This window comes from Pseudarthrobacter sp. NKDBFgelt, assembly GCF_046097905.1.
GTDB lineage: Bacteria > Actinomycetota > Actinomycetes > Actinomycetales > Micrococcaceae > Arthrobacter > Arthrobacter polychromogenes.
Window position 1 is genome coordinate 83467 of record NZ_JBJURL010000002.1, and the last position, 21115, is coordinate 104581.

21 protein-coding genes are annotated in these 21115 nt (G+C 66.6%); 9 read left to right on the plus strand and 12 right to left on the minus strand.

The window, feature by feature from the left end; translation table 11 throughout:
- Positions 1-22: 22 nt before the first annotated feature.
- Together ACKAE7_RS01090 and ACKAE7_RS01095 are read right to left on the minus strand one after the other, a co-directional pair.
- Positions 23-4414, minus strand: a complete 4392-nt coding sequence (locus tag ACKAE7_RS01090) for an SGNH/GDSL hydrolase family protein (RefSeq protein ID WP_408978299.1) — start codon at positions 4412-4414, stop codon at positions 23-25.
- 476 nt (positions 4415-4890) lie between these two features.
- Positions 4891-5325 (minus strand): DoxX family protein, encoded by a 435-nt coding sequence (locus tag ACKAE7_RS01095; protein ID WP_408978300.1) that lies wholly within the window; start codon positions 5323-5325, stop codon positions 4891-4893.
- A 108-nt stretch (positions 5326-5433) separates the two neighbouring features.
- Here ACKAE7_RS01095 and ACKAE7_RS01100 point away from each other — a divergent pair, with 108 nt between their 5' ends.
- From ACKAE7_RS01100 to ACKAE7_RS01110, 3 genes are all read left to right on the plus strand, one after another.
- On the plus strand, positions 5434-6786 hold the full coding sequence (locus ACKAE7_RS01100) for an MATE family efflux transporter (RefSeq protein WP_188810727.1): 1353 nt from the start codon (positions 5434-5436) through the stop codon (positions 6784-6786).
- Positions 6787-6843: 57 nt separating this feature from the next.
- On the plus strand, positions 6844-7434 hold the full coding sequence (locus tag ACKAE7_RS01105; RefSeq protein ID WP_408978301.1) for a hypothetical protein: 591 nt from the start codon (positions 6844-6846) through the stop codon (positions 7432-7434).
- A gap of 102 nt (positions 7435-7536) precedes the next feature.
- A complete protein-coding gene (locus ACKAE7_RS01110; protein ID WP_188810731.1) occupies positions 7537-7893 on the plus strand; it encodes a hypothetical protein in 357 nt (118 codons plus the stop codon).
- Here the strand turns inward: ACKAE7_RS01110 and ACKAE7_RS01115 are convergent.
- Positions 7890-8435 (minus strand): ABATE domain-containing protein, encoded by a 546-nt coding sequence (locus ACKAE7_RS01115; RefSeq protein ID WP_188810733.1) that lies wholly within the window; start codon positions 8433-8435, stop codon positions 7890-7892. The two genes, ACKAE7_RS01110 and ACKAE7_RS01115, sit on opposite strands and share 4 nt — an antisense overlap.
- Positions 8436-8507: 72 nt before the next feature.
- Here ACKAE7_RS01115 and ACKAE7_RS01120 point away from each other — a divergent pair, with 72 nt between their 5' ends.
- The gene (locus ACKAE7_RS01120) at positions 8508-9560 is read left to right on the plus strand and encodes an EamA family transporter (RefSeq protein ID WP_408978302.1); all 1053 of its coding nucleotides are present in this window, start codon (positions 8508-8510) and stop codon (positions 9558-9560) included.
- Positions 9561-9661: 101 nt separating this feature from the next.
- On the opposite strand, the gene ACKAE7_RS01125 is transcribed toward ACKAE7_RS01120, so the two are convergent.
- On the minus strand, positions 9662-9925 hold the full coding sequence (locus ACKAE7_RS01125) for a WXG100 family type VII secretion target (protein WP_104186801.1): 264 nt from the start codon (positions 9923-9925) through the stop codon (positions 9662-9664).
- 214 nt (positions 9926-10139) lie between these two features.
- Here ACKAE7_RS01125 and ACKAE7_RS01130 point away from each other — a divergent pair, with 214 nt between their 5' ends.
- A complete protein-coding gene (locus ACKAE7_RS01130; protein WP_188810737.1) occupies positions 10140-10412 on the plus strand; it encodes a DUF2277 domain-containing protein in 273 nt (90 codons plus the stop codon).
- A 23-nt stretch (positions 10413-10435) separates the two neighbouring features.
- Here the strand turns inward: ACKAE7_RS01130 and ACKAE7_RS01135 are convergent, their stop codons facing one another.
- The 6 genes from ACKAE7_RS01135 to ACKAE7_RS01160 form a co-directional block, all read right to left on the minus strand.
- Positions 10436-12733, minus strand: a complete 2298-nt coding sequence (locus tag ACKAE7_RS01135; RefSeq protein ID WP_188810739.1) for a cation-translocating P-type ATPase — start codon at positions 12731-12733, stop codon at positions 10436-10438.
- A 25-nt stretch (positions 12734-12758) separates the two neighbouring features.
- On the minus strand, positions 12759-12998 hold the full coding sequence (locus tag ACKAE7_RS01140) for a heavy-metal-associated domain-containing protein (RefSeq protein ID WP_188810741.1): 240 nt from the start codon (positions 12996-12998) through the stop codon (positions 12759-12761).
- A 55-nt stretch (positions 12999-13053) separates the two neighbouring features.
- The gene (locus ACKAE7_RS01145; RefSeq protein WP_188728362.1) at positions 13054-13398 is read right to left on the minus strand and encodes a metal-sensitive transcriptional regulator; all 345 of its coding nucleotides are present in this window, start codon (positions 13396-13398) and stop codon (positions 13054-13056) included.
- A gap of 255 nt (positions 13399-13653) precedes the next feature.
- Entirely contained in the window at positions 13654-14172 is a 519-nt protein-coding gene (locus ACKAE7_RS01150; protein ID WP_188810743.1) for a universal stress protein, read from the minus strand.
- A gap of 67 nt (positions 14173-14239) precedes the next feature.
- Positions 14240-14986, minus strand: coding sequence for a class F sortase (locus ACKAE7_RS01155; RefSeq protein WP_408978303.1), 747 nt, complete (start codon positions 14984-14986; stop codon positions 14240-14242).
- A gap of 154 nt (positions 14987-15140) precedes the next feature.
- Positions 15141-15851: a hypothetical protein gene (locus ACKAE7_RS01160; RefSeq protein WP_190613028.1), complete on the minus strand. Its 711-nt coding sequence runs from the start codon at positions 15849-15851 to the stop codon at positions 15141-15143.
- 290 nt (positions 15852-16141) lie between these two features.
- On the opposite strand from ACKAE7_RS01160, the gene ACKAE7_RS01165 reads away from it, so the two are divergent.
- The 3 genes from ACKAE7_RS01165 to ACKAE7_RS01175 all read left to right on the plus strand — a co-directional run bounded on the left by ACKAE7_RS01165 (position 16142) and on the right by ACKAE7_RS01175 (position 17806).
- On the plus strand, positions 16142-16342 hold the full coding sequence (locus tag ACKAE7_RS01165) for a hypothetical protein (protein ID WP_104187071.1): 201 nt from the start codon (positions 16142-16144) through the stop codon (positions 16340-16342).
- A 62-nt stretch (positions 16343-16404) separates the two neighbouring features.
- Entirely contained in the window at positions 16405-17511 is a 1107-nt protein-coding gene (locus ACKAE7_RS01170) for an exo-alpha-sialidase (RefSeq protein WP_188810750.1), read from the plus strand.
- Positions 17512-17518: 7 nt separating this feature from the next.
- The gene (locus ACKAE7_RS01175; protein WP_188810752.1) at positions 17519-17806 is read left to right on the plus strand and encodes a MoaD/ThiS family protein; all 288 of its coding nucleotides are present in this window, start codon (positions 17519-17521) and stop codon (positions 17804-17806) included.
- A 76-nt stretch (positions 17807-17882) separates the two neighbouring features.
- On the opposite strand, the gene ACKAE7_RS01180 is transcribed toward ACKAE7_RS01175, so the two are convergent.
- Both ACKAE7_RS01180 and ACKAE7_RS01185 read right to left on the minus strand, forming a co-directional pair.
- Positions 17883-18119 (minus strand): hypothetical protein, encoded by a 237-nt coding sequence (locus ACKAE7_RS01180; RefSeq protein WP_066272548.1) that lies wholly within the window; start codon positions 18117-18119, stop codon positions 17883-17885.
- Positions 18120-18317: 198 nt separating this feature from the next.
- Positions 18318-19547, minus strand: coding sequence for a pyridoxal phosphate-dependent aminotransferase (locus ACKAE7_RS01185; protein ID WP_066272546.1), 1230 nt, complete (start codon positions 19545-19547; stop codon positions 18318-18320).
- A 482-nt stretch (positions 19548-20029) separates the two neighbouring features.
- Here ACKAE7_RS01185 and ACKAE7_RS01190 point away from each other — a divergent pair, with 482 nt between their 5' ends.
- On the plus strand, positions 20030-21112 hold the full coding sequence (locus ACKAE7_RS01190; protein WP_238340602.1) for an ABC transporter substrate-binding protein: 1083 nt from the start codon (positions 20030-20032) through the stop codon (positions 21110-21112).
- Positions 21113-21115: the final 3 nt, after the last annotated feature.

A 21115-nucleotide genomic window follows, 5' to 3' on the forward strand; every position in this document is an offset into this window, starting at 1 on the left:
GGCAGCGGGCAGATCCGACGGGTCAGCCTGCGCGGGTGTACACGATGTCCGGCTGGGCCGGCAGTTCCATCCCAACACCCACGTAGAAGCTGGGGTGTGGCGGCTGGTTGTACGAGACGTTCTCGCGTGCAACCGAGAGCCGGTATACGGGATCGTGCATCAGCGTCCGGAGCCGGACGTCGGTACCGGCGGTGGTGGTGTAGATGCGCAGCTCCGTGCTGTCCGACGACGGCCACGCAATTTCCTCGCGCCAGTCACCGAGGAGGTCGGCCTGGATGGCCGGGGTTCCCTTGGTGCCGTTGTTGGACTTCGCACCGGTGGCCGTGAGCAGCCGGTCGCTGGATTCCGTTTCCCAGTTCCACTTGGCGATGCTGGGCGTGCCGGTGGTGGTTGCCGCGTTCCAGTCATGGTCAACGATCTCCCGCAGCAGGTCGCCGTCCCACCAGGCCAGGAAGTTGGCTGCCGGGATGCTGTTGGCGATCAGCTCGCCCCTTGCGGAGCGCAGCTCGCCCACCGGGGAGTTCCAGGCAGCGTCGCCGCCGATGGCCCAGCCCTCCGCCCCCGCGTGGCGCGGGTCGATGTCACCGGCGGCAGCGCGTCCGGTGTCCTTGGCGGCCGGGATGCTCCAGAGGATCTCCCCGGTGCGCGCATCACGGAATGTGGCTCCCCTGTTGCCGCTGGCCCCCATGTCCTCGTGGGCCGCGAACGTTTCCAGGCCCGGACGGGACGGGTCGAGGTCGCTGGTGTGGATGGCATCACCGTGGCCCAGGCCAGTGTTGTACAGCGGCTTGCCGTTGTCGTCGATGGTCAGGGAGCCGAAGACGAACTCGTCCTTTCCGTCGGCGTCCACATCCGCTACGGACAGGTTGTGGTTGCCCTGGCTGCGGTACTGGGCGCCTGCGGCGTCCGAGTCGAAGATCCAGCGCTTGCTGATCTTGCCGCCCACGAGGTCGTAGGTGGCAAGCACGGTGCGGGTGTAATAGCCGCGGCTGAACATCATGGACGGGCGTTCCCCGTCCAGGTAGGCCACCGCGCCGAGGAAGCGGTCAACGCGGTTGCCGTAGCCGTCGCCCCATGCTGCCACGTCACCACGGGGAGGGTCGTAGGCCACCGTGTCCATGATGGTGCCGGTTGCCCCGTGGAAGACAGTGAGGAACTCCGGGCCCGTCAGCACGTAGCCGCTGCTGTTGCGGTGGTCTGCCCCAGCGTTTCCAATCACCGTTCCGGCAGCGTCGCGCGTGCCGTCCGCCGTCTTCATGGCAACTTCGGCCCTGCCGTCGCCGTCGAAGTCGTAGGCGAGCAACTGCGTGTAGTGGGCGCCGGCGCGGATGTTCGGACCCATGTTGATCCGCCAGAGCCTGGTGCCGTCCATGCGGTAGGCGTCCACGTACACCAGTCCGGTGTAGCCCGCCTGTGAGTTGTCCTTGGAGTTGGAGGGCGACCACATCTGGAGGATCTCGTACGTTCCGTCGCCGTCCAGGTCAGCCACGCTGGAGTCGCCGGCGGAGTAGCTGTAAGGCTGTCCGTCCTTCGTGTAGTCATCCGCAGGCTTGTCCAGCTTTACGGCCAGGTAGTTCTGCGCCAGCGGCGTGAACTCGGCGGTGAGCTGTTCCCCGCCGTTGCCCACGGTCTTGACGGCGTACCGGGACGATGAGGTCCCGGAGGGGTCCAGGAACGTGGTGCTGCTGCGGATCGGCTCCTCGGTGAGCTGGACGCCGTCGCGGATGACATGGAAGCCGATCTGTTCAGGGTCCAGGCCGAGCATGCGCCAGCCCACCCGCACGCCTTCGCCGGTCAGCAGGGCCACCGGTGCCCGGTCCAGGTTTTCCATCTGCCGGTTCACTACGGTGACCTTTTCGGTTCCCACCACGGGTGAGGGCGCGGATTCGCCGCCCTTGTTCACCGTGGTGACCCGGTAGTAGTACTTGATGGTGGTCAGGACCGAGTAGTCGGTGTAGTTCACTTCGGTGGCGCGGCCCACGTAGCCGAAGGGGCCGTCGGGTGAGGTGGACCGGTAGACGAGGTATGCGGCAGCGCCGGACACCTTCTGCCACTTGAGCATGACGCTCGTCTTCTCCACTGCCTTCACGTCCACCTTGCCCGTGGCAGCGGGCACCGGAGTGGCGGGGTCAACCAGGGCGGTCTCCACCGTGTTGGACGGAACGGACTCGAGGCCGGTGTTGTCCAGGGCACTGACGAAGTACTTGTACGTCAGTCCCGCGAAGGCGGTGGTGTCCTGGAATGACGCAGTGGCCACGTTCTCGGCGATCAGCTGCGGTTCGGCTTCGAAGGACGCCTGGCGGAACACCTTGTAGCTGGCGGCGTCAGCCACGGCGTCCCAGGCGAGGTCCACGGTGGGCGGCTCCGAAGCGGCATTCACAGCAGTGGTGTGCAGGTTGGTGGGTCCCACGAGCAGCGGGGTGACCTCCAGGCCGTTGAGCCGCTGGCCGGAGCCGCTGATGGTGAGGTTGAGCTGCCCGTCGGAGACCAGGACCTGGTTGATGATCTTGGTTGCCGACGATGCACGGCCGGACGAGACCTGGCCGTAGGGGGTGCCCTCGGCCGCAACGTCGGTCCTTGTGGAGCCGATCCAGTCGCTGTGGTAGGTCTTCAGTGCGTAGGTGCCGTTGGGGACGTCCAGCTGGAATTCGAAGCTGGAGCCGCTGAGGACGAAGTCCCGCAGCAGGTTGCTGGTCACCGCTCCCCGGTCCCGGTCGCTGAGCACCGAGATGTCCTTGAACCCAAAGCCACGCCCGGCGGCGTAGCCCATGGTCCGGTTGACTTCGCTGTAGCCCGCCTCGACCGGAGCTCCCACGGGCCCAAAGTCGAACTTGTACTTTGCCTGCTTGGTGGTCACGGTGAGCGTATCGCTGGGTTCCGAAAGCCCCTTGCCGTTCATGGCGGCGACGCGGACGTCATACGCGGTGCCCTCAGCCAGTCCGCCCAGGTTGGCAGTGGGAACCGTTGCTGTGGTGGTCAGCTTGTAGGCGCTGTCTGGCTCGGAGGCCAGCTTGCGGTACACCTTGTAGATGTCCGCGCCTTCAACGGGCTGCCATTTGAGGAGCGCGCCGGCGTTGGACACGCTTCCGGCCACCAGTCCCTGCGGCTTGGCGGGAACGGACGACGGCGGTGCGATTTCCTTGACGCGGGAGGCCAGCGGAACGTCGAGCTGCTTTACGCCTCCCGCCACCAGCCGGGCAATCTGGATGGCGCCGTACTCCTGGAAGTGGGTGTTGTCCACTGTCCCGGTGGGGCGGTTGGGGTACACGCCGGCATCGACGTGAAGGAAGACGGACTTAGTGTCCTCCGGGCCGATTTCGTCGTAGTAGGCGCGGCTCGAGGCGGACAGGTCCACCAGGGCCACGTTCTCCTCGGCCGCGAGTTCCTGCATCTTGGCCACGTACTCGGGGAAGCTGACGCGGAACTTGCCGGTGGCTTCGTCGTAGTCCCGGCGTCCCACGGGGGTCACCAGGACAGGGGTTGCGCCGCGCTGGCGGGCGCCGTTGACGTACGTGCGGAGGTATTCTTTGTAATCGGCGGGGGAGGCGTAGCGGTCGTCCACGCCGATGGTGGCGTCATTGTGGCCGAACTGCACCATCAGGTAATCGCCCGGGTTGATGACCCGCAGGATCTCATCCAGGCGTCCCTGGGTGATGAAGTTCTTGGAACTGCGCCCGCCGATCGCGTGGTTCTTGAAGGAGACGCCGTCCTCGAAGTACCGGTCGATCATCTGGCCCCAGCCTGCCTGCGGGGCGAAGCCGGGGTCGTAGGTCTGCACCGTGGAGTCGCCGGCGAGGTAGACGCCCGGGTCCGTGGTGGCCGTGCGCGGCGCCCGCGCCGCAACCACCAGGGAGTTGATTTTGGCCGCTGTGCCCGTGAAGTCGAGGTTGAGCTGGCCGTCCACGAGGGAGATGGGGAACTCCATCTCCAGGTACTGGCCCGCCGGCTTGTCGGTGAGCTGGACCTTGGCCATCTTTTCGGCGGTGATGGCAATGTTCGTGGCTTCGGCGGCGTCGCCGGCAATGAGTTTGACGGTGTAGTCGCCATTGGGCAGGTCCACCTGGAACGTGCTGCCCTGGGCCTGGACAAAGTCGGACCGCAGCGGGTCTCCGGTGCCCCGGTCCACTCCGGAGGTGGCGGCCGTGTCCGTGAAGCCGAACCGCGCGGCGGTGGAGTACTGGCTGGCGGCGCCTACCGGCGTGTAGCCGTCGGCTGCCGCTCCGGGACCGAAGTCGAACTTGAAGCCACTTCCCACTGCGGGGAGGGCGGTGTCGGCCTGAACGGCCGGGAGCCCTGTGAAGGCGATGGCGGCAGAGGCAACGGCCGCCGTCACGGCTTTTGCGCCGGCCGGCAGCCTGCGGCGGGGCGGAGGCCCTTCCTGTGGAAGCGTGGTCAGTTGAGGGGGTCGATTCACGAACATCTCCTTCGATGAGCGGTGGCAAGGCGGACCCAGGAGGTTTGGAACGATTCAAAGACACACCGGCGCGTCAGTCGGACGTAGAGCGCGAAAGGTTCCGGGGTGATGACTCGGGGAATGGCTGAGACCTGGGAAGGGTGCTGCAGCTCTCACTGCGGCAATCTTGGTTTATCAGTCCGGACGCCGTCATGGCAAGCGTTTTCCCATCTTTCCCGTGACTTTGTGGTGTTTGATGTTCGGGATTGTTAGGTGTAGGCGGGCTGTTCAGAGGCCCAGCGGCGGCGGAATCGCCGAAAGCCGCCCGGCTCGCCGCTTCCGAACGGCGAGTTCGCACCGTTCCGGCGATTCCGGCCGGGGGGATCGGGAGGTGGCGGCCCGGCGGCGGTCCTGCCGGGTTAACGGCCGACGGCGGATGCGCACCAAGGTGCCCATCCGCCGTCGCGCGTTTCCGGACTCGAGCCGGAGGTGGTGGGTCAGGCCAGGACGGCAAGCTTTGAGTCGCTCCGGCCGAAGAGGGCGCGGTCCACCGAGGCGCGGCCGGCGCCGGTCAGGGCCAGGGCAAAAGCTCCAGCCGCGAGGAGCAGCACCAGCTCGTACCCGCCGTTGGCGGCAAAAACGCCGGCCGGGGCGTGCACCAGGAAGAGGGCGCCCAGCATGTTCAGGGCCAGCAGGGCTGCCACTACGCGGGTGAGAATGCCCAGGATCAGGGCAATGCCGCCTACAAGTTCCAGCACGGCAACGGCCGGTGCGGCAATTTCCGCAGCCGGAACGCCCATCTTGGCGAACGAGGCCTGCGTTCCCGCGATGGTCCATTCATTGAACTTCTGCCACCCGTGGGCTGCAAAAAGGAAGCCCAGGACAATCCGGAGGGCAGTGATGGCGGTAGTGGTGAGTCGTGACTGATTCATGAATCCAGTGTCCACGGTAAATGGTTGAAGAGTCAACTATTGGCGTCATAATGTGTCCCCTTGTCATGCAAGTCTGCCTGCCTGCGGCCGGCCGATTAGGCTGGCAGCGTGCCTTACCTGCCTGCCCCTGCCACCGCTGCGCCGCGCAAGGGGCAGGCCCGCGAAATCCTTCGCTTGGCCGTCCCGGCATTCGGTGCGCTTGTGGCCGAACCGCTGTTCCTGCTTGCCGATTCCGCCATCATCGGCCACCTCGGAGTGGCGCAGCTGGCCGGGGTTGGACTGGCATCGGCGGTGCTGCATACCGCTGTGGGCCTGATGGTTTTCCTGGCCTACTCCACCACTCCCGCCGTGGCGCGTGCCATCGGCGACGGCCAGCTGGGGAAAGCCCTGGCGGCCGGGCGCGACGGCGTGTGGCTGGCACTGCTGCTCGGCGTCGTCCTCGCCGTGGCCGGCTTCCTGGCGGCGGATCCGCTGGTCGGACTCCTGGGGGCGGACGGCGAGGTGCGCGTCTTCGCCGTCGATTACCTGCGCTGGTCCATGCCGGGGCTGGTGGCCATGCTGCTCATCTTTGCCGGCACGGGCCTCCTCCGCGGACTGCAGGACACCCGGACACCGCTGGTGGTGGCCACTGCCGGATTCGCCCTGAACATTGTGCTGAACCTGTGGCTTGTATACGGGCTGGGATGGTCCGTAGCCGGCTCGGCGGTGGGCACCAGCGTGGCGCAATGGGCCATGGCCGGCGTCTACCTGGCCATCGTCAGGCGGAACGCCGTGCGGAACGGTGTGGGCCTGCTGCCCAGCTGGCGGGGCATCCGCAGCATGGCGCGCGTGGGATCCTGGCTGATGCTGCGCACCCTGAGCCTCAGGATCGCCATCCTGGCAACGGTGGTTGTGGTGACCTCGCAGGGCGCTGTCAACCTTGCCGCCCACCAGCTGGCAATGACCATATTTTCCTTCCTCGCCTTCGCCCTGGATGCGCTGGCCATTGCCGCCCAGGCGCTGATCGGCAAGGAGCTGGGAGCCTCGAATGCCGGCAAGGCACGGCTCCTCACCGGAACCATGGTCCGCTGGGGGCTTGGCTTTGGCGCAGTGACGGGACTGCTCCTGGCGGTGGCGGCTCCGTGGGCCGGTGCCCTCTTCACTTCCGATCCCGAGGTGAGGTCGGCGCTGGCCCTTGCCCTGTGGGTCCTCGCCGTGGGCCAGCCCCTCGCCGGATACGTCTTCGTCCTGGACGGGGTGCTGATCGGCGCCGGGGACGCCAGGTACCTAGCCCTGGCCGGTGTGATGAATCTCGCCGCCTACGTGCCGATGCTTGTGGCCGTTGCACTGCTGGGAGCCTCGGGCGGCGCGGGCCTGGCCTGGCTCTGGGCCGCCTTTGCCCTCGGGTACATGGCGGCCCGTGCCGTGACGCTCGGCCTGCGCGCCAGGTCGGACCGCTGGATGGTGCTCGGGTCCGCATGAGCGCCGGCCGGGACGCGCGAAGTTCGGCCGGCGGCGCGCCGCCACTAAACTGGACCGGTGACGCAATCAAGGACACCCGCAGGCACCACTTCCGGAACCGACGCCGGGCCCGGCCTTTGGCAGCCGGTCCTGCTCCGCTCGTCGGCAGCCCTGGTGTTCGGTGCCCTCACCATCTTCTGGGCGGCGCCCTCCGTCGAGGTCATGGGGTGGGCCGGAGGACTGTACCTTCTGGCCACCGGCGTGCTGCTGCTCCGGACTGTTCCGGCCACCGGGCTGCCCCAGGGAGCCGCGCCGGGCAAGATGCTCGCGGCCGCGGGTGCGGTGATGGCCGGCGCGGGATTCTCACTGGTGCTGATGCACGGGGACCTGCTGTTCGGCGTGGTTGCTGCCGTGGGCCTGGGCCTGGCGGGAGCGCTTGAACTGGCCTGCGGGCTGAAGCTCCGTGGCCGGCATGTCCTGGCCCGCGACTGGATCACCTCCGGGATCGTTGGCCTTGTCACCGCAGCCCTCCTGCCGTTCTTTATCGGGCTGGGCGCCCACGCGCTGCTGGGTGTGGCCGGCGGAGGAGCGATTATTTCGGGTGTCCTGTGGGTCCTGTCGGGCCTGACTCTCCGGCACGATGCCCGCAGCGCCGCCGGTAAGCCGTAAACTAGGAAGGCGCGGTTCTACTTCTTGTAGAAAAATTGCCGGGCAACCACCGCAACACTTAAACCAGGCCGGCCGGCGTGCCGCCTGCAGGGAGGAACCACCGTGGCAGACCAGCATCCAGGAAAACCGCGCAAGCTGCGGACCTCGGTGAGGGGCCCGCTGATGTTCTCCGCGTTCTGGGCCGTGATCGCTTTCCTTGCCGTTGTCATCTTCGCTTCCGGCGGCAGCGCCCGTGCCCCCCGCTTTGACCTGGCCTTCACCGCGGCCGGCATCGCGTTCATCGTCACGCTGGTGGTGGCGGCAATGCTCTCCATGAGCCACAAGGAGAACGCAGAGCACCTGGGCAAGGGCTCCGGCGTGAACCTCAGTTCAGCCCGGAAGCCGTCCCACGGCTACGGCGCAGCCCCAGGCCCGCAGGACCCGCCGGCTGACGGCACGGACACCCGGGGCAGCCACTAACCGGTGGCCGCCTGCCGCGCCCGGTAGGCGGCGACGTGCGCGCGGTTGGCGCAGTTGCCCGTATCGCAGTAGCGCTTTGACCTGTTCCGGCTGAGGTCCAGGACGGCGGCATCACAATCCTCCGCCTCGCACGTCCGCATCCGGTCCATTTCCTTGCCGCGGATGACATCTGCCAGGGCCATCGCGGCCTCCGTGCTCATCCTGTACACCAGCGGAGCCTCCGGCGTTGTGGCGTGCAAGTGCCAGTCCCAGTCGTCGTGCTTGACCAGTTGGGGCAGGGCGCGAGCTTCCCGCAGGAGCCGGTTTACCGTCTCCACCGCGGCGTCCTCATCCGCCCTCCACAACTGGGAAAGCTCGTGGCGCAGGCGGCGGACGCTTTCCAGCTCATCCCCGTCCCGGGTGCGGGACCCGCTGAAGCCCTCGGCCGCCAGGAAGCGGTCCAGGTCCGCTTGGGTGCCAAGGCCCTCGCTCCCGTTCGCAGCTGAATTGACCAGGTTCACCACGGTCCGCAGTGCCACCTCAGTGTCAGGGGCAAAAACCATCTTGACTCCTTACAGCGCCGTCCCGTACTGTCATGACCATAACCCCATTTTACTCCTGACAGGAGCCGACCAATGTCCGCTGCACGCCGCGCGCCCGGCCGTCTGCCCGCAGCCAGGCGTGGCTTTCTCGCCTCCGGCCTGGGCATTGCACTGTTCTCCTCCGCGGTCTTCGGCCTTTCCGGGTCCTTCGCCAAGGCGCTCCTGGAAGCGGGGTGGACGCCGGGGGCGGCCGTCACGGCCCGGCTCACCGGGGCAGCCCTGATCCTCGCCGTGCCCGCCATCCCTGCGCTCCGGGGCCGCTGGCATCAACTGCGGGACAACTGGGTGACCATTGGGCTGTTCGGGCTGATCGGCGTCGCAGCCTGCCAGCTCTTCTACTTCAACGCAGTCGCAAGGCTGTCGGTAGGCGTGGCTCTTCTGCTCGAATACCTCGCCCCGGTGATCATTGTGCTCTGGCTGTGGGCCGCCAGCCGGAAGCGGCCGCGCCTGCTGACCTTCGGCGGGACGCTGCTGTCCTTCGCCGGCCTGGTCCTGGTCCTTGACCTGACCGGCGCCGTCAGGATCGATGTTGTTGGCGTCCTCTGGGGAATGGCCGCCGCAGTATGCCTTGCCATCTACTTCTTCATCACCGCGAAGGAGAATGACACACTGCCGCCCATCGTGCTGGCCTCGGGCGGGCTGTTTGTCGGTGCCGCCGTGATGTGGCTTGCGGCTGCCACCGGCCTGCTGCCCATGGCATTCAGCACGGCCGACACCAGGCTGGGACCCTGGATCACACCCTGGTGGGTGCCGCTGGCGGGGCTGGTGGTCCTGGCAACCGTGCTGGCCTACGTCTCCGGCATCATGGCCGCACGGGCGCTGGGCTCCAAGGTGGCGTCCTTCGTGTCGCTGACCGAGGTCCTCTTCGCCGTCGTGTGGGCTTGGCTGCTGCTCGGTGAACTGCCGGGGGCCATCCAGCTCCTCGGCGGCGTCCTGATCGTGGGCGGCGTGGTATTGGTCCGGCTCGATGAGCTGCGGCGGCCGGCCGCCGGCCGCACAGCGGGCGGGGAGGAGCCGCGCGGCCAGGAACCGCCCAGGGCGGCGTCGCCGCTGGAACACGCGAACGACGTCGAACCCGTCCCTTAGCCTGTGCGGCACCAGGGCGGACCGGCTCTTAAGCGCAGCGGGGCCCGGACACCCGTGGGGTGTCCGGGCCCGCTTGACGGGCCTTGCGCAGTGCGCAGGGACTAGTTGGAGGCCTGCTCCTGCTGTTCGGCGTTGCGCTTGGCCTTGGTGCCGGCTTCCCGGAGCGCGTCGGCCACCTTGGTCAGCATGGTGGTGTGGGTACCGGACCATTCGTCGCGGAACTTGTCCGCGTCCGGTCCCTTCCAGTTGGTGCTCTGCAGAAGGCTGTTGAGATTGGACTTCTGGTTGTCGATCTCGGTTGCACCTGCCTGAAGCTTGCTGCCCAGCTGACGAAGCTGCTGAACGTCTGCACCCCAAATAGCCATCAGTTTCTCCTCATAGAATCGTGGATCCGAACCAGGTCGGCATCCCCCTCGGCCCCCCGGCTCATCCGGAAGATCCATTGCCTAAAACCTACCCCGCCCCCTGAGGCAGCGTCGATGGGCAGCCCTGCCCATGCCGGGCTCCCCATGGCCGGTGCTTGCGCAAACCGTTCCGAGGGGGGTCGATCCCAGGCGTTCCAGAGCCTAGCATGGCTGTATGTGCCGGAATATCCGAACCCTCCACAACTTCGAACCGCACGCCACGTCGGAGGAAGTGCACGCCGCCGCACTGCAGTACGTGCGCAAGATCAGCGGCAGCACCAAGCCGTCCAAGGCCAACCAGGAAGCCTTTGATGCGGCCGTCCACGAGATCGCCCACATCACCCAGCACCTCCTGGACGCCCTGGTCTCGCAAGCGCCGCCAAAGGACCGGGAGGCCGAGGCAGCCAAGGCCAGGGCGCGGGCAGCCGTACGGTACGGCGCCGCCTGAGCCCAGAAGCTACGTGGCGTGCCCTAGCTGGCCGGCGGCTGCTTGCCGAAGCTCCGCAGGCGCAGGGAGTTGGCCACCACCAGGACGGAGCTGGCGGCCATGGCGGCCCCGGCGATCATCGGGTTGAGCAGGCCCAGGGCAGCCACCGGGATGCCCACGGCGTTGTAGAAGAATGCCCAGAAGAGGTTGGTTTTGATGGTGGCCAGGGTCCTGCGGGAGAGTTCGATGGCCTGCGCCACCTGGGCAAGGTTGTTGCCCATCACCGTCAGGTCCGCGGCTTCGATGGCCACGTCCGTGCCGGAACCCATCGCAATACCCAGGTCAGCCTGGGCCAGTGCGGCAGCGTCATTCACGCCGTCTCCGGCCATGGCCACGGTGGCGCCGCCGGCCTGGAGCCTGCGCACCGCCTCCACTTTCCCTTCGGGCAGGACCCCAGCGTAGACGTCTTCCTTGTCTATGCCGACGGCGGCCGCCACCTGGGCGGCAACGGCCGCGTTGTCGCCGGTGAGCAGGATGGGGCGCAGGCCCAGCCGCTTCAGGTGTGCGATGGCGGCGGGGGAGCCTTCCTTGAGGGTGTCCCGAAGGCTGATGATGCCGGCAACAAGACCATCCACGGCAACCCAGATGGCGGTGGCGCCGGAGGCTTCCGCAGCTGCCAGTGAAACCTGCTGCTCCTGCGGGATGGTGATGTTGTTCTGCTCCAGCCAGCCTGTCCGGCCTGCCAGGACCACCCTGCCCTCGACGGTTCCGGTAACGCCGCCGCCGGGCGCGGAACGGAAGCCTTCCACGGCAGGGAGGGCGCCGTCGTCGTCCGCTGGGCGCAGCCCCCCGGTATCCGCACGGGCCGCGGCAGCGATGGCCCTGGCCACCGGGTGCTCCGACGCTGCCTCCACGGCGCCCGCCAGGCGCAGCACCTCCGCCTCGCTGAAGCCCTCAAAGGCAAGCGTCGCATCCACGGCAAGGACGCCGGTGGTCACGGTCCCGGTCTTGTCCAGCAAAATAGTGTCTACGGTGCGGGTGTCCTCCAGAACCTGCGGCCCTTTGATGAGGATGCCCAGTTGGGCGCCGCGCCCCGTTCCCGTCAGCAGGCCAACCGGGGTGGCGAGGCCCAGAGCGCACGGGCAGGCAATTACCAGGACGGCGACGGCGGCGGTGAACGCCGAGCGCAGGTCGTCGCTGGTCACATCCGGTCCCGTAAAGAGAAGCCACAGGACGAACGTGAGCGTGGCAATGGCCAGCACCACGGGGACGAAGACGGAGCTGATGCGGTCTGCGAGGCGGGCAATGGGTGCCTTGCCGGTCTGCGCCTGCGAAACGAGCCGTGCCATTTGGGCAAGGGTTGTCTCGGAGCCAACGCGGGTTGCACGCACCAGCAGGCGGCCCGAGGTGTTGATGGTGGCGCCCGTGACCCGGCTTCCCGGGCCTACCTCCACGGGCACCGATTCGCCGGTCACCAGTGAGGCGTCCACGGCCGAGTCTCCGTCCGTCACCAGGCCGTCGGTGGCAATTTTTTCACCGGGGCGGACCACCAGGACGTCGTCCACCTGCAGGAGGTCGGCCCTGATGCGCTGTTCCTTGCCGTCACGGAGGACGGTGGCATCCTTGGCCCCCAGGTTCAGGAGTGCCTGGAGCGCGTCGCCGGCCTTTTGCTTGGCATTGGCCTCGAGGAAACGCCCCAGGAGCAGGAACGTGGTGACGACGGCTGCCACCTCAAAGTAGAGGCCGCCGGTCTCCATGCCTTCCATTCCCGGGTGTTCAGTCATGCGGGGATCTGCGAGCAGCTGCCAGGCGGAGAACAGGTACGCCGCCGTCACGCCGATGGACACCAACGTGTCCATGGTGGATGCAAGGTGGCGGGCGTTAATGGCCGCGGCCCGGTGGAATGGCCAGGCTGCCCAGGTCACCACCGGCAGGGCCAGGAGGGCTGCCACCCAGCCCCAGTGGGGGAACTGGGCTCCCGGCACCATCGAGATGACGAAGACAGGGACGGTCAGAACCGCTGCAAGGATCAGGCGGGGGCGGAGCTTCGCTGCGGGGAGGTCCCCGGTTTCGCTGGCCGGGCTTTGGCCCTGTTTGAGTGGCTGGCGGATGGTTGCCTTGTACCCCGCGGCCTCCACTGTTGCCGTGATCTGCTCGTCAGTGATGCCTGCCGGCACCGTGACGTGGGCTGATTCCAGGGGCAGGTTGACCGAGGCCTGCACGCCGTCGAGCTTGCCAAGTTTCTTTTCCACCCGGTTGACGCAGGAGGCGCAGGTCATGCCCTCGATGTCGAGTTCCACCACCCGGGTGGCGGGCTGGTGGAGGAGTTCCTGGTTGCTCATGGGGTTCCCTGCTTCAGTGGCGTTCTTAGGCTTCGTTGGCGACGACGAGGTAGCCGGCCTCGGCGACCGCTTCCCCGATCTCTGAAGGGGCCAGCTCCGAGCTGGAGGTGATGGTCACTGTGGAGATGCCTCCGGCGTTCAGTTCCACAGTTACCTCTTCGACGCCGGCCAGCGCTTCGAGTTCTTCGCTGACCGCCGAAACGCAGTGGCCGCAGGTCATTCCCGAGACGCTGACCCGTGTGGTGGTGGGGGAGGTGGTGCTCATGGCTGCTCCTTCAGGTTTGCCGGCGGTAACCGGCGCTGGTTGGGTAGGTTTTTCGTCAGCGGAGCAGCCGGCCGATGGCGTCGGCGGCTTCCTTGACCTTGGCGTCGATAGCGTCGGCACGGGCTGCCGGGTCCGGTTCGGAGGCGGCCCCCACCACGCAGTGGCCGATGTGCTCTTCCACCAGGCCAAGGCTGACGGCGTGAAGGGCCTTGGTGACGGCCGCGACCTGCGTGAGGATGTCGATGCAGTACTTGTCCTCATCCACCATGCGCGCGATCCCGCGGACCTGGCCCTCGATGCGCTTCAGCCGGCGGAGGTAAGCCTCTTTGTTGCCCGTATAGCCGTGCGGCGGCTGCAGGTCCGTAGCGTGCCCGCTGACTGCTTCTTCAATTCCGCTCATGATCACACCATATACCCCCTTGGGGTATATCTACAAGTACCCCCAGGGGGTATGCGCTGCCCTGGGCGGCTCCGAAGCCGGGGCACAAAAAAGCTCCGGAGTGCGTTATTGGGGGATACGCACTCCGGAGCAGCTTTTGGGCAATATCCGGATTCCAACCTTCTTCCATCATGCTGGAACCCGTCTTGCTTGATTCAGCATACTGGCTGGTAGTCCGGTCCGCCAGCACCCCGAATAACTACTTTCGCTTTAGTTTCACGGCCGGTCGTCATGGGCAGGCATCCGGTAGGGAACTATGAGGACAGGCCTGCTCTGATGGTGCGTGAGCCAGGCACCCACGGACCCGCTGAGGGCTTCCGCCAGGCGATGGGAGAAGCCGCGCTCAGAGGTTCCCACGATGATCATCGGCGCGTCGTTTTCGGCTGCGAGCCGGGCGAGTGCGCGGGCAGGATCCCCGGCGAGGGTCTGCAGGGTCCATTCCGCCGCTGCGGTACCGGGCGGGACGCCGGCCACTGCCTCTTCTATGGCCGACTTAAGCTCCAGTGCCACGGCTCCGATGTTGGCGTCGTCCGTGTCGGGGTGCAGGGAAAGCCGGTGGGCGGGCCGCGCAGGGTCCCAGTCCACCAGGAAGCTGGCCTCATCCACATAGGCGCAGAGCAACCGCGTCCCCAGGCGCGCGGCGAGTGAGACGGCGGTCTGCAGGACTTCCGCGTGCTGTCCGGGTGCGATGCCCACCACCAGGGGAGGGTTACTGCTCATCTGTTCCGGGCTCATAGCTTATTTTCAGCCTCCTTGAATGCTCTTGGATAGGGCGGGTGGAGAGCGTGTGCCTTTCGGGCCGTCAGGGAACGGCGGGCGAGGCCGTGACAACCACGTTTTTCCCCCATGGGTCCTCCGTGTAGCAGCTGATCAGGACCAGGCGGTTGGGCACGATCTCCCAAATGGGGCTGTCCTTAAGGGTGGCCTTGAGGTACGTGGTGACGGTGTCCACCTGGTAGGGGATAGTGCCGGTTGCGGTGTCCACCTCGAACCGGTCACCCACCGTTGCCGCTGAACTCAGGTGGTTAAAAGGTGCCTCCGCGCCGTCCCAGCTGTGGCCGATGACGTAGGTGGTGTTGGCTGAGCCGTGGCCGGGGGTGCCGAAGGGCGCCAGCCAGTAGCCGTCCTTGGTTTCGGGCGGCACAACGGTCTGGTTTGCCTGGGCGTCGCTGTCCAGGTCCAGGCGGTGGACGGGGACGTCGAAGCCGGCGGCTGGGTAGCGGATGCGGCGGGGCTCTGCGGCGTCGGGCAGCAGGGGGGCCGGGGCGGGACTGGCGGAGGAGTCGAAAGGCGCGGCGGTTCCTTCCGTTGTACCCGTTACCGCGATAGGCGCCGGGTCTATGGTCGGGATGCCAGCGGCGGTTGGCTGGACAACCACCAGCGAACCCTGCGCGCTGACATTGGGGGCCGTGTGCGTCAGGAGCGGTGCGCCGAAGGTGATGGACAGGAACGCCAGGACGCCGCACATGAGAATGGCCAGGTCCCCACGGTTCCAGCGCCGCGGTGCGCGCTTCGCGCCCGCTGCGTGCCGGCTGTGGACCTTGGCCATGGTGCTCCTCGATATTTGACGAAGGGATTAGACGAAAGGGGGGAAGGCGCCCCGCCGGGCACTGGCGGGACGCCTTCCCTGTCAAGGGCCGCAGCCCAGTCCGTGCTCACCAAGCCACGAGCCAGGGCCTGCGGTGATGCTGCCCGCTGCTGTATCAGCCGGCCGGGGTGAACGGGCGGGACCGGCGGCGGAGAGCCACTGCCGCTCCTGCTGCCGCCAACGCTCCCAGCCCGGCCAGCCATGACGGGGTGCTGGCAGAACCACCGACGGCGGTCTGGGCGTTGTACCCCTGGTTGGTACCGAGGCTGGTGGCCCCCGTAACAGCGGTTGGCTGCTGAACGGCTGCCCTCTGAGCAGGGGCAGCCGGCGCGGCTGCCTGCGGGGCCACACCGGGCGCTGCTGCCGGAGGAACCACCGCGGACTGTTCGGCAGGAGGTGTCAGCGCGGGTGTCTCCCCGGCGGGCGCCTGAACGACAGGCGTTTCCACAACCGGCGTTTCCACGACAGGCGTTTCCACGACAGGCGTTTCCACAACCGGCGTCTCCACCACCGGTTCCTCCTCAGCCGGCTCCTCGTCCGGCACCTCCGGCAGTGTTTCGCCCGGCGGCAACGCAGCGCATTTCTCGACGTAGAGAAGCTTTCCGGCGTCGGTCCAGTTCTTTCCGGGCGACTCGGAGGTGGGCGGAATGATGTCCAACGGATGCTGGTCGTGGCCGTTCAGGCCGTTGATGTTGAATTCCAGAGGCGCCCAACTGCCTCCGTCGTTGTGGCAGACGATGACTCTTTCAGGCGCTGCCATGGCCGGTGCCGTCACGCTGAGCAGCCCCAGCCCGACAACCCCCACAGTCACAAAGGTACGTTTCATTGTTTTCTCCCCAGACTCTGATGAACGGACCATGATGAGGAGGCCAGCACTTGCGCCGAATGCCCCAGCAACACGGTCAGCTTGCTTGAGTTTTCAGGCTAGGGGTGGCAGCCGGAGGCAGTCCTGAGTAGGGGGTACTCGTCTTTTCCGGCGGCCCGTCCATGCGGTTACTTGCGGGTACCCGCATCATCAGCGGACTCCCCGCACCGGGTACCTGCCTGCCACAGGTGCGTCTTGTCCGCGCATCCGCCCGGGCCTAACGTTGGAACATACGAAAGGTGCATGAAGTCATGGAAATCTACATGTGGTGGCTGGACCTGGACCTGGCAAGCAAGGAATGGCTGCGGGAAAACCTCCGGGCCGATGAGCTGCCCCTTCCGGTACTCCAGGGGATTGCGGAAGCGGGCGGCCCGCATCCGGACAATCCGGCGGCCGTCCTGACCCCGGCGGACTGGGACTTTATCGAAACCCAGTCAGAGTTCGTGGACTAGCCCTCCGCACGCCCGGCATGGAGACAAAATAACCATTGCGGGCTGCTGTGCGCGGTGGTTGCATGGTGGGCATGGCAACCGCAGAGAGTTTTGTCTTAGCGATCGGGACCAAAAAAGGCCTCTGGCTGGCCACCAGCAAGGACAGGCAACAGTGGTCTTTCACCGGCCCCCATTTCCTGATGAGCGAGATCCCCAGCATTGGCATAGACACCCGGGAAGGCCGGACCAGGATCATGGTGGGCGTCCGCAGCGAGCATTGGGGTCCCACCGTTGCGCACTCCGATGACCTGGGCGCCACCTGGTCCGAGCCCGAGCAGGGCGCCGTGAGATTTCCGGAGGACACGGGTGCCGCGCTGGAACGCATCTGGCAGATCTATCCGGATGCGGAGGCGCGGCCGGGCGTCGTCTGGGCAGGAGCGGAGCCCATCTCCGTCTGGAAATCCACCGACGGCGGTGAACACTTTGAACTGAACCGCGGGCTGTGGGACCACCCCCACCGCAGCGAGTGGGGCGCAGGCTACGGCGGTGCCGCCGCGCACTCCATCGTGGTCCATCCGGCCGGGGACACGGTCCACGTGGCCATGAGCACGGGAGGCGTCTACCGGTCACTCGACGGCGGCACGTCGTGGGAGCCGCGCAACCGCGGCATTTCGGCCTACTTCATGCCCGATCCCAACCCGGAGTTCGGTCAGTGCGTGCACAAGATCGCAGCGGATGCCGCCGTCGACGGCCGCCTCTACGCCCAGAACCACCACGGCGTCTACCGCACGGATGACAACGCGGACAGCTGGGACTCCATCGCGGAGGGACTGCCGGCGGATTTCGGCTTTGTGATGCTCACCCATCCCCGCCGGGAGGGAACGGCGTGGGTCATCCCCCTGAAAGCGGACGGCGAACGCATTCCGCCGGACGGCGAACTGGCCGTCCACCGCACGGACGACGCCGGGTCCACCTGGCAACGGCTCAGCAACGGCCTGCCCACCGGGGAGTACAACAGCGTCCTGCGCGATGCTGCCTGCGTGGACACAGCGGAACCGGCCGGGGTCTATTTCGGGACGCGCGGCGGCTCGGTCTACGCGAGTGCGGACGAAGGCGGGACGTTCCAGGAGGTCGTGTCCCATCTTCCGGATGTGCTCTGTGTCCGGGCAGCCGTGATAGCCGGTGCCTGAGAGCAGCATGCGGGAAATCAGGGTGGTGCTTCCCAGCGTCCTGCAGCCACTGGCCGGCGGGCAGTCCGTCCTGACTGCGCCCGCCGACGGGCCGGTTACGGTGGGAAAACTCCTCGATGCGGTGACCTCGGACTTCGCAGTGCTGGCCCGGCGCCTCCGTGACGAGACCGGTGCGCTGCGGCGCTTCGTGAATGTGTACGTCGGCGGGGACGAGGTGCGGCGGTTGCAGGGCCTGGAAACCGAGGTGGCCCCAGGCCAGGAGGTGCTGGTCATCCAGTCGGTGGCCGGAGGCTGAAAGGCCTTGGTGTCGAAGATTCCGGTGCGGCGGGCAGCCCTTGCTGGCTACACCCGGGCCGCGGATCCCGACAATTTCAGGCGAGCCGCCAGACGCTGCATTCGTCCGTATTGATGGCTTTGCGCAGGCCGGTGAGCCGGTCCAGGATCCAGACCACGCCGATGCCTGGCGCGGTTTCCTGAACACTTCCGCGGCGGATCACAACGTCGTCGTAGGAAGGGCCCACGGAGAGGCGGGCTTCAATCTCGTCGCCGCGGTGGAGCTGGTCCAGGGCACGGACTCGGGTCACATGTGGTGTCGCTTTCTGCTTCATGGCGGGGCCTCCTGGCTGGGGCTGGTGCCGGCTCTTGCCTGCATAATCCAGTGTGCCGAGGCAATGTTGCGCCCGCGTTTCCCCGCGGTTAGGCGCGGGTTAGTTCTTCGCGCCGGAGCTGTTTCCCGGGCACTGTTTTTCGTCCACCGCAGCAGAACAGGCGGGACTAGGCCCGACGGCGGCCGCGGCCTTGAGGGGCTACGGCAGTTCCACGCTGGCGCGGTATGCCGCCAGGAAGGTGGAAATGCGGTGCACAGCCTCCCGGATGTCCAGGACGGACGGAAGGATCACAAACCGGAAGTGGTCCGGCGTGGGCCAGTTGAACGCGGAACCGTGCGAGACGAGGATCTTTTGGTCCTTCAGCAGGTCCAGAACGAACTGCTCGTCACTGCTGATGGGGTAGAGCTCCGGATCGAGGCGGGGGAACAGGTACATGGCCCCCGCTGCGGGAACACACGTCACGCCGGGTATCTCGGTTAGGAGCTGGTAAGCAAGATCGCGCTGTTCACGGAGCCTGCCCCCTGGCCGCACCAGGGCGTCGATGCTCTGGTAGCCGCCAAGGCAGGTCTGGATGGCGTGCTGGGCCGGAACGTTGGGGCATAGCCGCAGGGAGGCCAGCAGCTCCAGTCCTTCCCGGTAGGCGGCGGTGGCGGCAAGTGGTCCGGTGACGGCAACCCAGCCGGCCCGGTAGCCGGGCATGCGGTACGCCTTGGACAGTCCGCTGAAGGTCAGGCAGCAGACGTCCTCGGCTACGGCCGCAGTGTGGATATGCTGGGCCTCCTCGTAAAGCACCTTTTCGTAGATCTCGTCGGAGAACAGGACCAGGTGGTGTTTCCGGGCCAAAGCCGCGAACTGCTCGAGGATGTGCCGCGGATAGACGGCGCCCGTGGGGTTGTTGGGGTTGATGATCACAATCCCCTTGGTGCGGCTGGTGATCTTTGCCTCGACGTCGGCCATGTCCGGCCACCAGTTCTCCCCCTCGTCGCAGAGGTAGTGCACAGGCTTGCCCCCTGTCAGCGTGACCGCGGCAGTCCACAGCGGGTAATCCGGAGCGGGCACCAGGATCTCGTCGCCGTTTTCCATGAACGCCTGCAGGCACATCGAGATGAGCTCGCTGACGCCGTTGCCGATGAAGATGTCCTCCACCCCGATCTGCATCAGGCCGCGCGTCTGGTAGTACTGCGAGATGGCGGTACGCGCGGAGAAGATCCCTTTCGAATCGCTGTACCCCTGGGCGCCCCGCAGGTGGTGGATCATGTCCACCACCACGGACTCCGGCGTTTCCAGGCCGAACGGGGCAGTGTCCCCGAGATTCATCTTGAGGATCCGGTGCCCTTCCGCCTCCATGGCCTTGGCGGCCTGGAGGATGGGTCCGCGGAGTTCGTACCGGACGTTCTGGAGCTTGCTGGAGTGCTGCATGGGGCGCATGGTTGATTTTTTCACACCCGGACGACGACGGCGCGCCGGTTGCAGTTCCGCCGCAGGCGATGGGGGCCCGGGTAACAAACGAAGCTCCCCCGCAGAAATATTGGCGACACCCACCAGGCATTTTTTGGACGGTGCGCCCTCTGACGTGATGCCCATGCGGGCAGGGTGCCGGCATCCACCGTTCAAAGTACGGCGCACGCTGCGCCGCCGTGGACCTGCGCGTCGCCGTATGAACCGCCGTGAACCTTCGGTACCTGATTGCCTTACGTCCCGATGCGCCATGTGTCGCCCGGCGGCACAACGTGCAGCGGAGTGTCCGCACACTACGCCGCGAGGACCTCTGTTACTCCCGTTTTCCCGCAGTTGCCTGCCGTTTCGCGCTATTAAGCAGCCGCTTCTGCCGGTGATTCTTCTCTGTTCTAGTGGTTGCCACGAGCCAGTTGGTCCGGATCGACACCCGAACTGCAGAAAGACCCACCACCATGAAAAACCGACTCCTGCCCGCCCGAACTATCCGCACCACAGGCACGGCATTCGCCATGGCTGCAGTCGCGGCAGTCACACTGGCGCTGTCCGGTTGCGGCGGTCCCGCTACGGCACAACAGGCCGGGAGCGGCGGCGGCGCTGAGGTGAAAACCGTGCGGTACCAGGGTTCGCCCAACACAGTAGCGCTGGTGGAAGTGGCGGAAGACCTTGGCTATTTGGGCGATGTCAAGCTCGAATGGGTCAGTAACACCACCAGCGGGCCGCAGAGCATCCAATCGGTGGCCACCGACCAGACGGACATCGGGGGAGCGTTCACCGGCGCCGTGATCAAGCTGATCGAGGCCGGTGCGCCCGTCAAAGCCGTCATCAACTACTACGGGGAGGACAACGAGACCTTCACGGGGTACTACGTGGAGGAAGGCAGTCCCATCCGCACTGCCAGGGACCTGATCGGCAAGAAGATCGCCGTGAATACCCTTGGCGCCCACCACGAGGCCGTGATCACCACGCACCTCAAGAACAGCGGCCTGACTCCCGAGGAGATCAAGCAGGTGCAGCTGGTGGTGGTTCCGCCGAACGAAACCGAAGTTGCCCTGCGCAAGAAGCAGGTCGACGCCGGAACACTGGGCGGAGTGCTGCAGGACCGTGCGCTCGCGGAGGGAGGCGTCCGTGCCCTCTTCACCGACGTCGGCGTCATCGGAGGACCGTTCGACGCCGGGCAGTACGTCCTTCGCAATGACTTCCTGGCGAAGAACCCGGAGACCAGCCGGACGCTGGTCACCGGGGTGGCCAAGGCCATCGAGTGGCAGCGGAGCACCCCACGGGAGCAGGTGATCGCCAAATTCGAGGAAATCATCGCCAAACGGGGCCGCAATGAGAGCACCGAGGCGCTGAAGTACTGGAAGAGCGTGGGCGTTGCCTCGCCGGGCGGCCGGATCCAGGACACCGATTTCACCCGCTGGGCCGACTACCTGAAATCGGCCGGGATCATCACCGGCGACCTTGATACCTCCACGCTCTACACCAACGAGTTCAACCTGCTGGAAACCCCGGCGCCGGCCGCAACCCCGAAAGGCTAGACC

Bases quoted from the DNA above. Each gene is read 5' to 3' on its own strand.
- ACKAE7_RS01095 (WP_408978300.1), bottom strand. From the start codon at position 5,325: ATGAATCAGTCACGACTCACCACTACCGCCATCACTGCCCTCCGGATT.
- ACKAE7_RS01115 (WP_188810733.1), bottom strand. From the start codon at position 8,435: ATGGTTTTTGCCCCTGACACTGAGGTGGCACTGCGGACCGTGGTGAAC.
- ACKAE7_RS01120 (WP_408978302.1), top strand. From the start codon at position 8,508: ATGTCCGCTGCACGCCGCGCGCCCGGCCGTCTGCCCGCAGCCAGGCGT.
- ACKAE7_RS01125 (WP_104186801.1), bottom strand. From the start codon at position 9,925: ATGGCTATTTGGGGTGCAGACGTTCAGCAGCTTCGTCAGCTGGGCAGC.
- ACKAE7_RS01130 (WP_188810737.1), top strand. From the start codon at position 10,140: ATGTGCCGGAATATCCGAACCCTCCACAACTTCGAACCGCACGCCACG.
- ACKAE7_RS01135 (WP_188810739.1), bottom strand. From the start codon at position 12,733: ATGAGCAACCAGGAACTCCTCCACCAGCCCGCCACCCGGGTGGTGGAA.
- ACKAE7_RS01140 (WP_188810741.1), bottom strand. From the start codon at position 12,998: ATGAGCACCACCTCCCCCACCACCACACGGGTCAGCGTCTCGGGAATG.
- ACKAE7_RS01145 (WP_188728362.1), bottom strand. From the start codon at position 13,398: ATGAGCGGAATTGAAGAAGCAGTCAGCGGGCACGCTACGGACCTGCAG.
- ACKAE7_RS01150 (WP_188810743.1), bottom strand. From the start codon at position 14,172: ATGAGCCCGGAACAGATGAGCAGTAACCCTCCCCTGGTGGTGGGCATC.
- ACKAE7_RS01155 (WP_408978303.1), bottom strand. From the start codon at position 14,986: ATGGCCAAGGTCCACAGCCGGCACGCAGCGGGCGCGAAGCGCGCACCG.
- ACKAE7_RS01160 (WP_190613028.1), bottom strand. From the start codon at position 15,851: ATGAAACGTACCTTTGTGACTGTGGGGGTTGTCGGGCTGGGGCTGCTC.
- ACKAE7_RS01165 (WP_104187071.1), top strand. From the start codon at position 16,142: ATGGAAATCTACATGTGGTGGCTGGACCTGGACCTGGCAAGCAAGGAA.
- ACKAE7_RS01170 (WP_188810750.1), top strand. From the start codon at position 16,405: ATGGTGGGCATGGCAACCGCAGAGAGTTTTGTCTTAGCGATCGGGACC.
- ACKAE7_RS01175 (WP_188810752.1), top strand. From the start codon at position 17,519: ATGCGGGAAATCAGGGTGGTGCTTCCCAGCGTCCTGCAGCCACTGGCC.
- ACKAE7_RS01180 (WP_066272548.1), bottom strand. From the start codon at position 18,119: ATGAAGCAGAAAGCGACACCACATGTGACCCGAGTCCGTGCCCTGGAC.
- ACKAE7_RS01185 (WP_066272546.1), bottom strand. From the start codon at position 19,547: ATGCGCCCCATGCAGCACTCCAGCAAGCTCCAGAACGTCCGGTACGAA.
- ACKAE7_RS01190 (WP_238340602.1), top strand. From the start codon at position 20,030: ATGAAAAACCGACTCCTGCCCGCCCGAACTATCCGCACCACAGGCACG.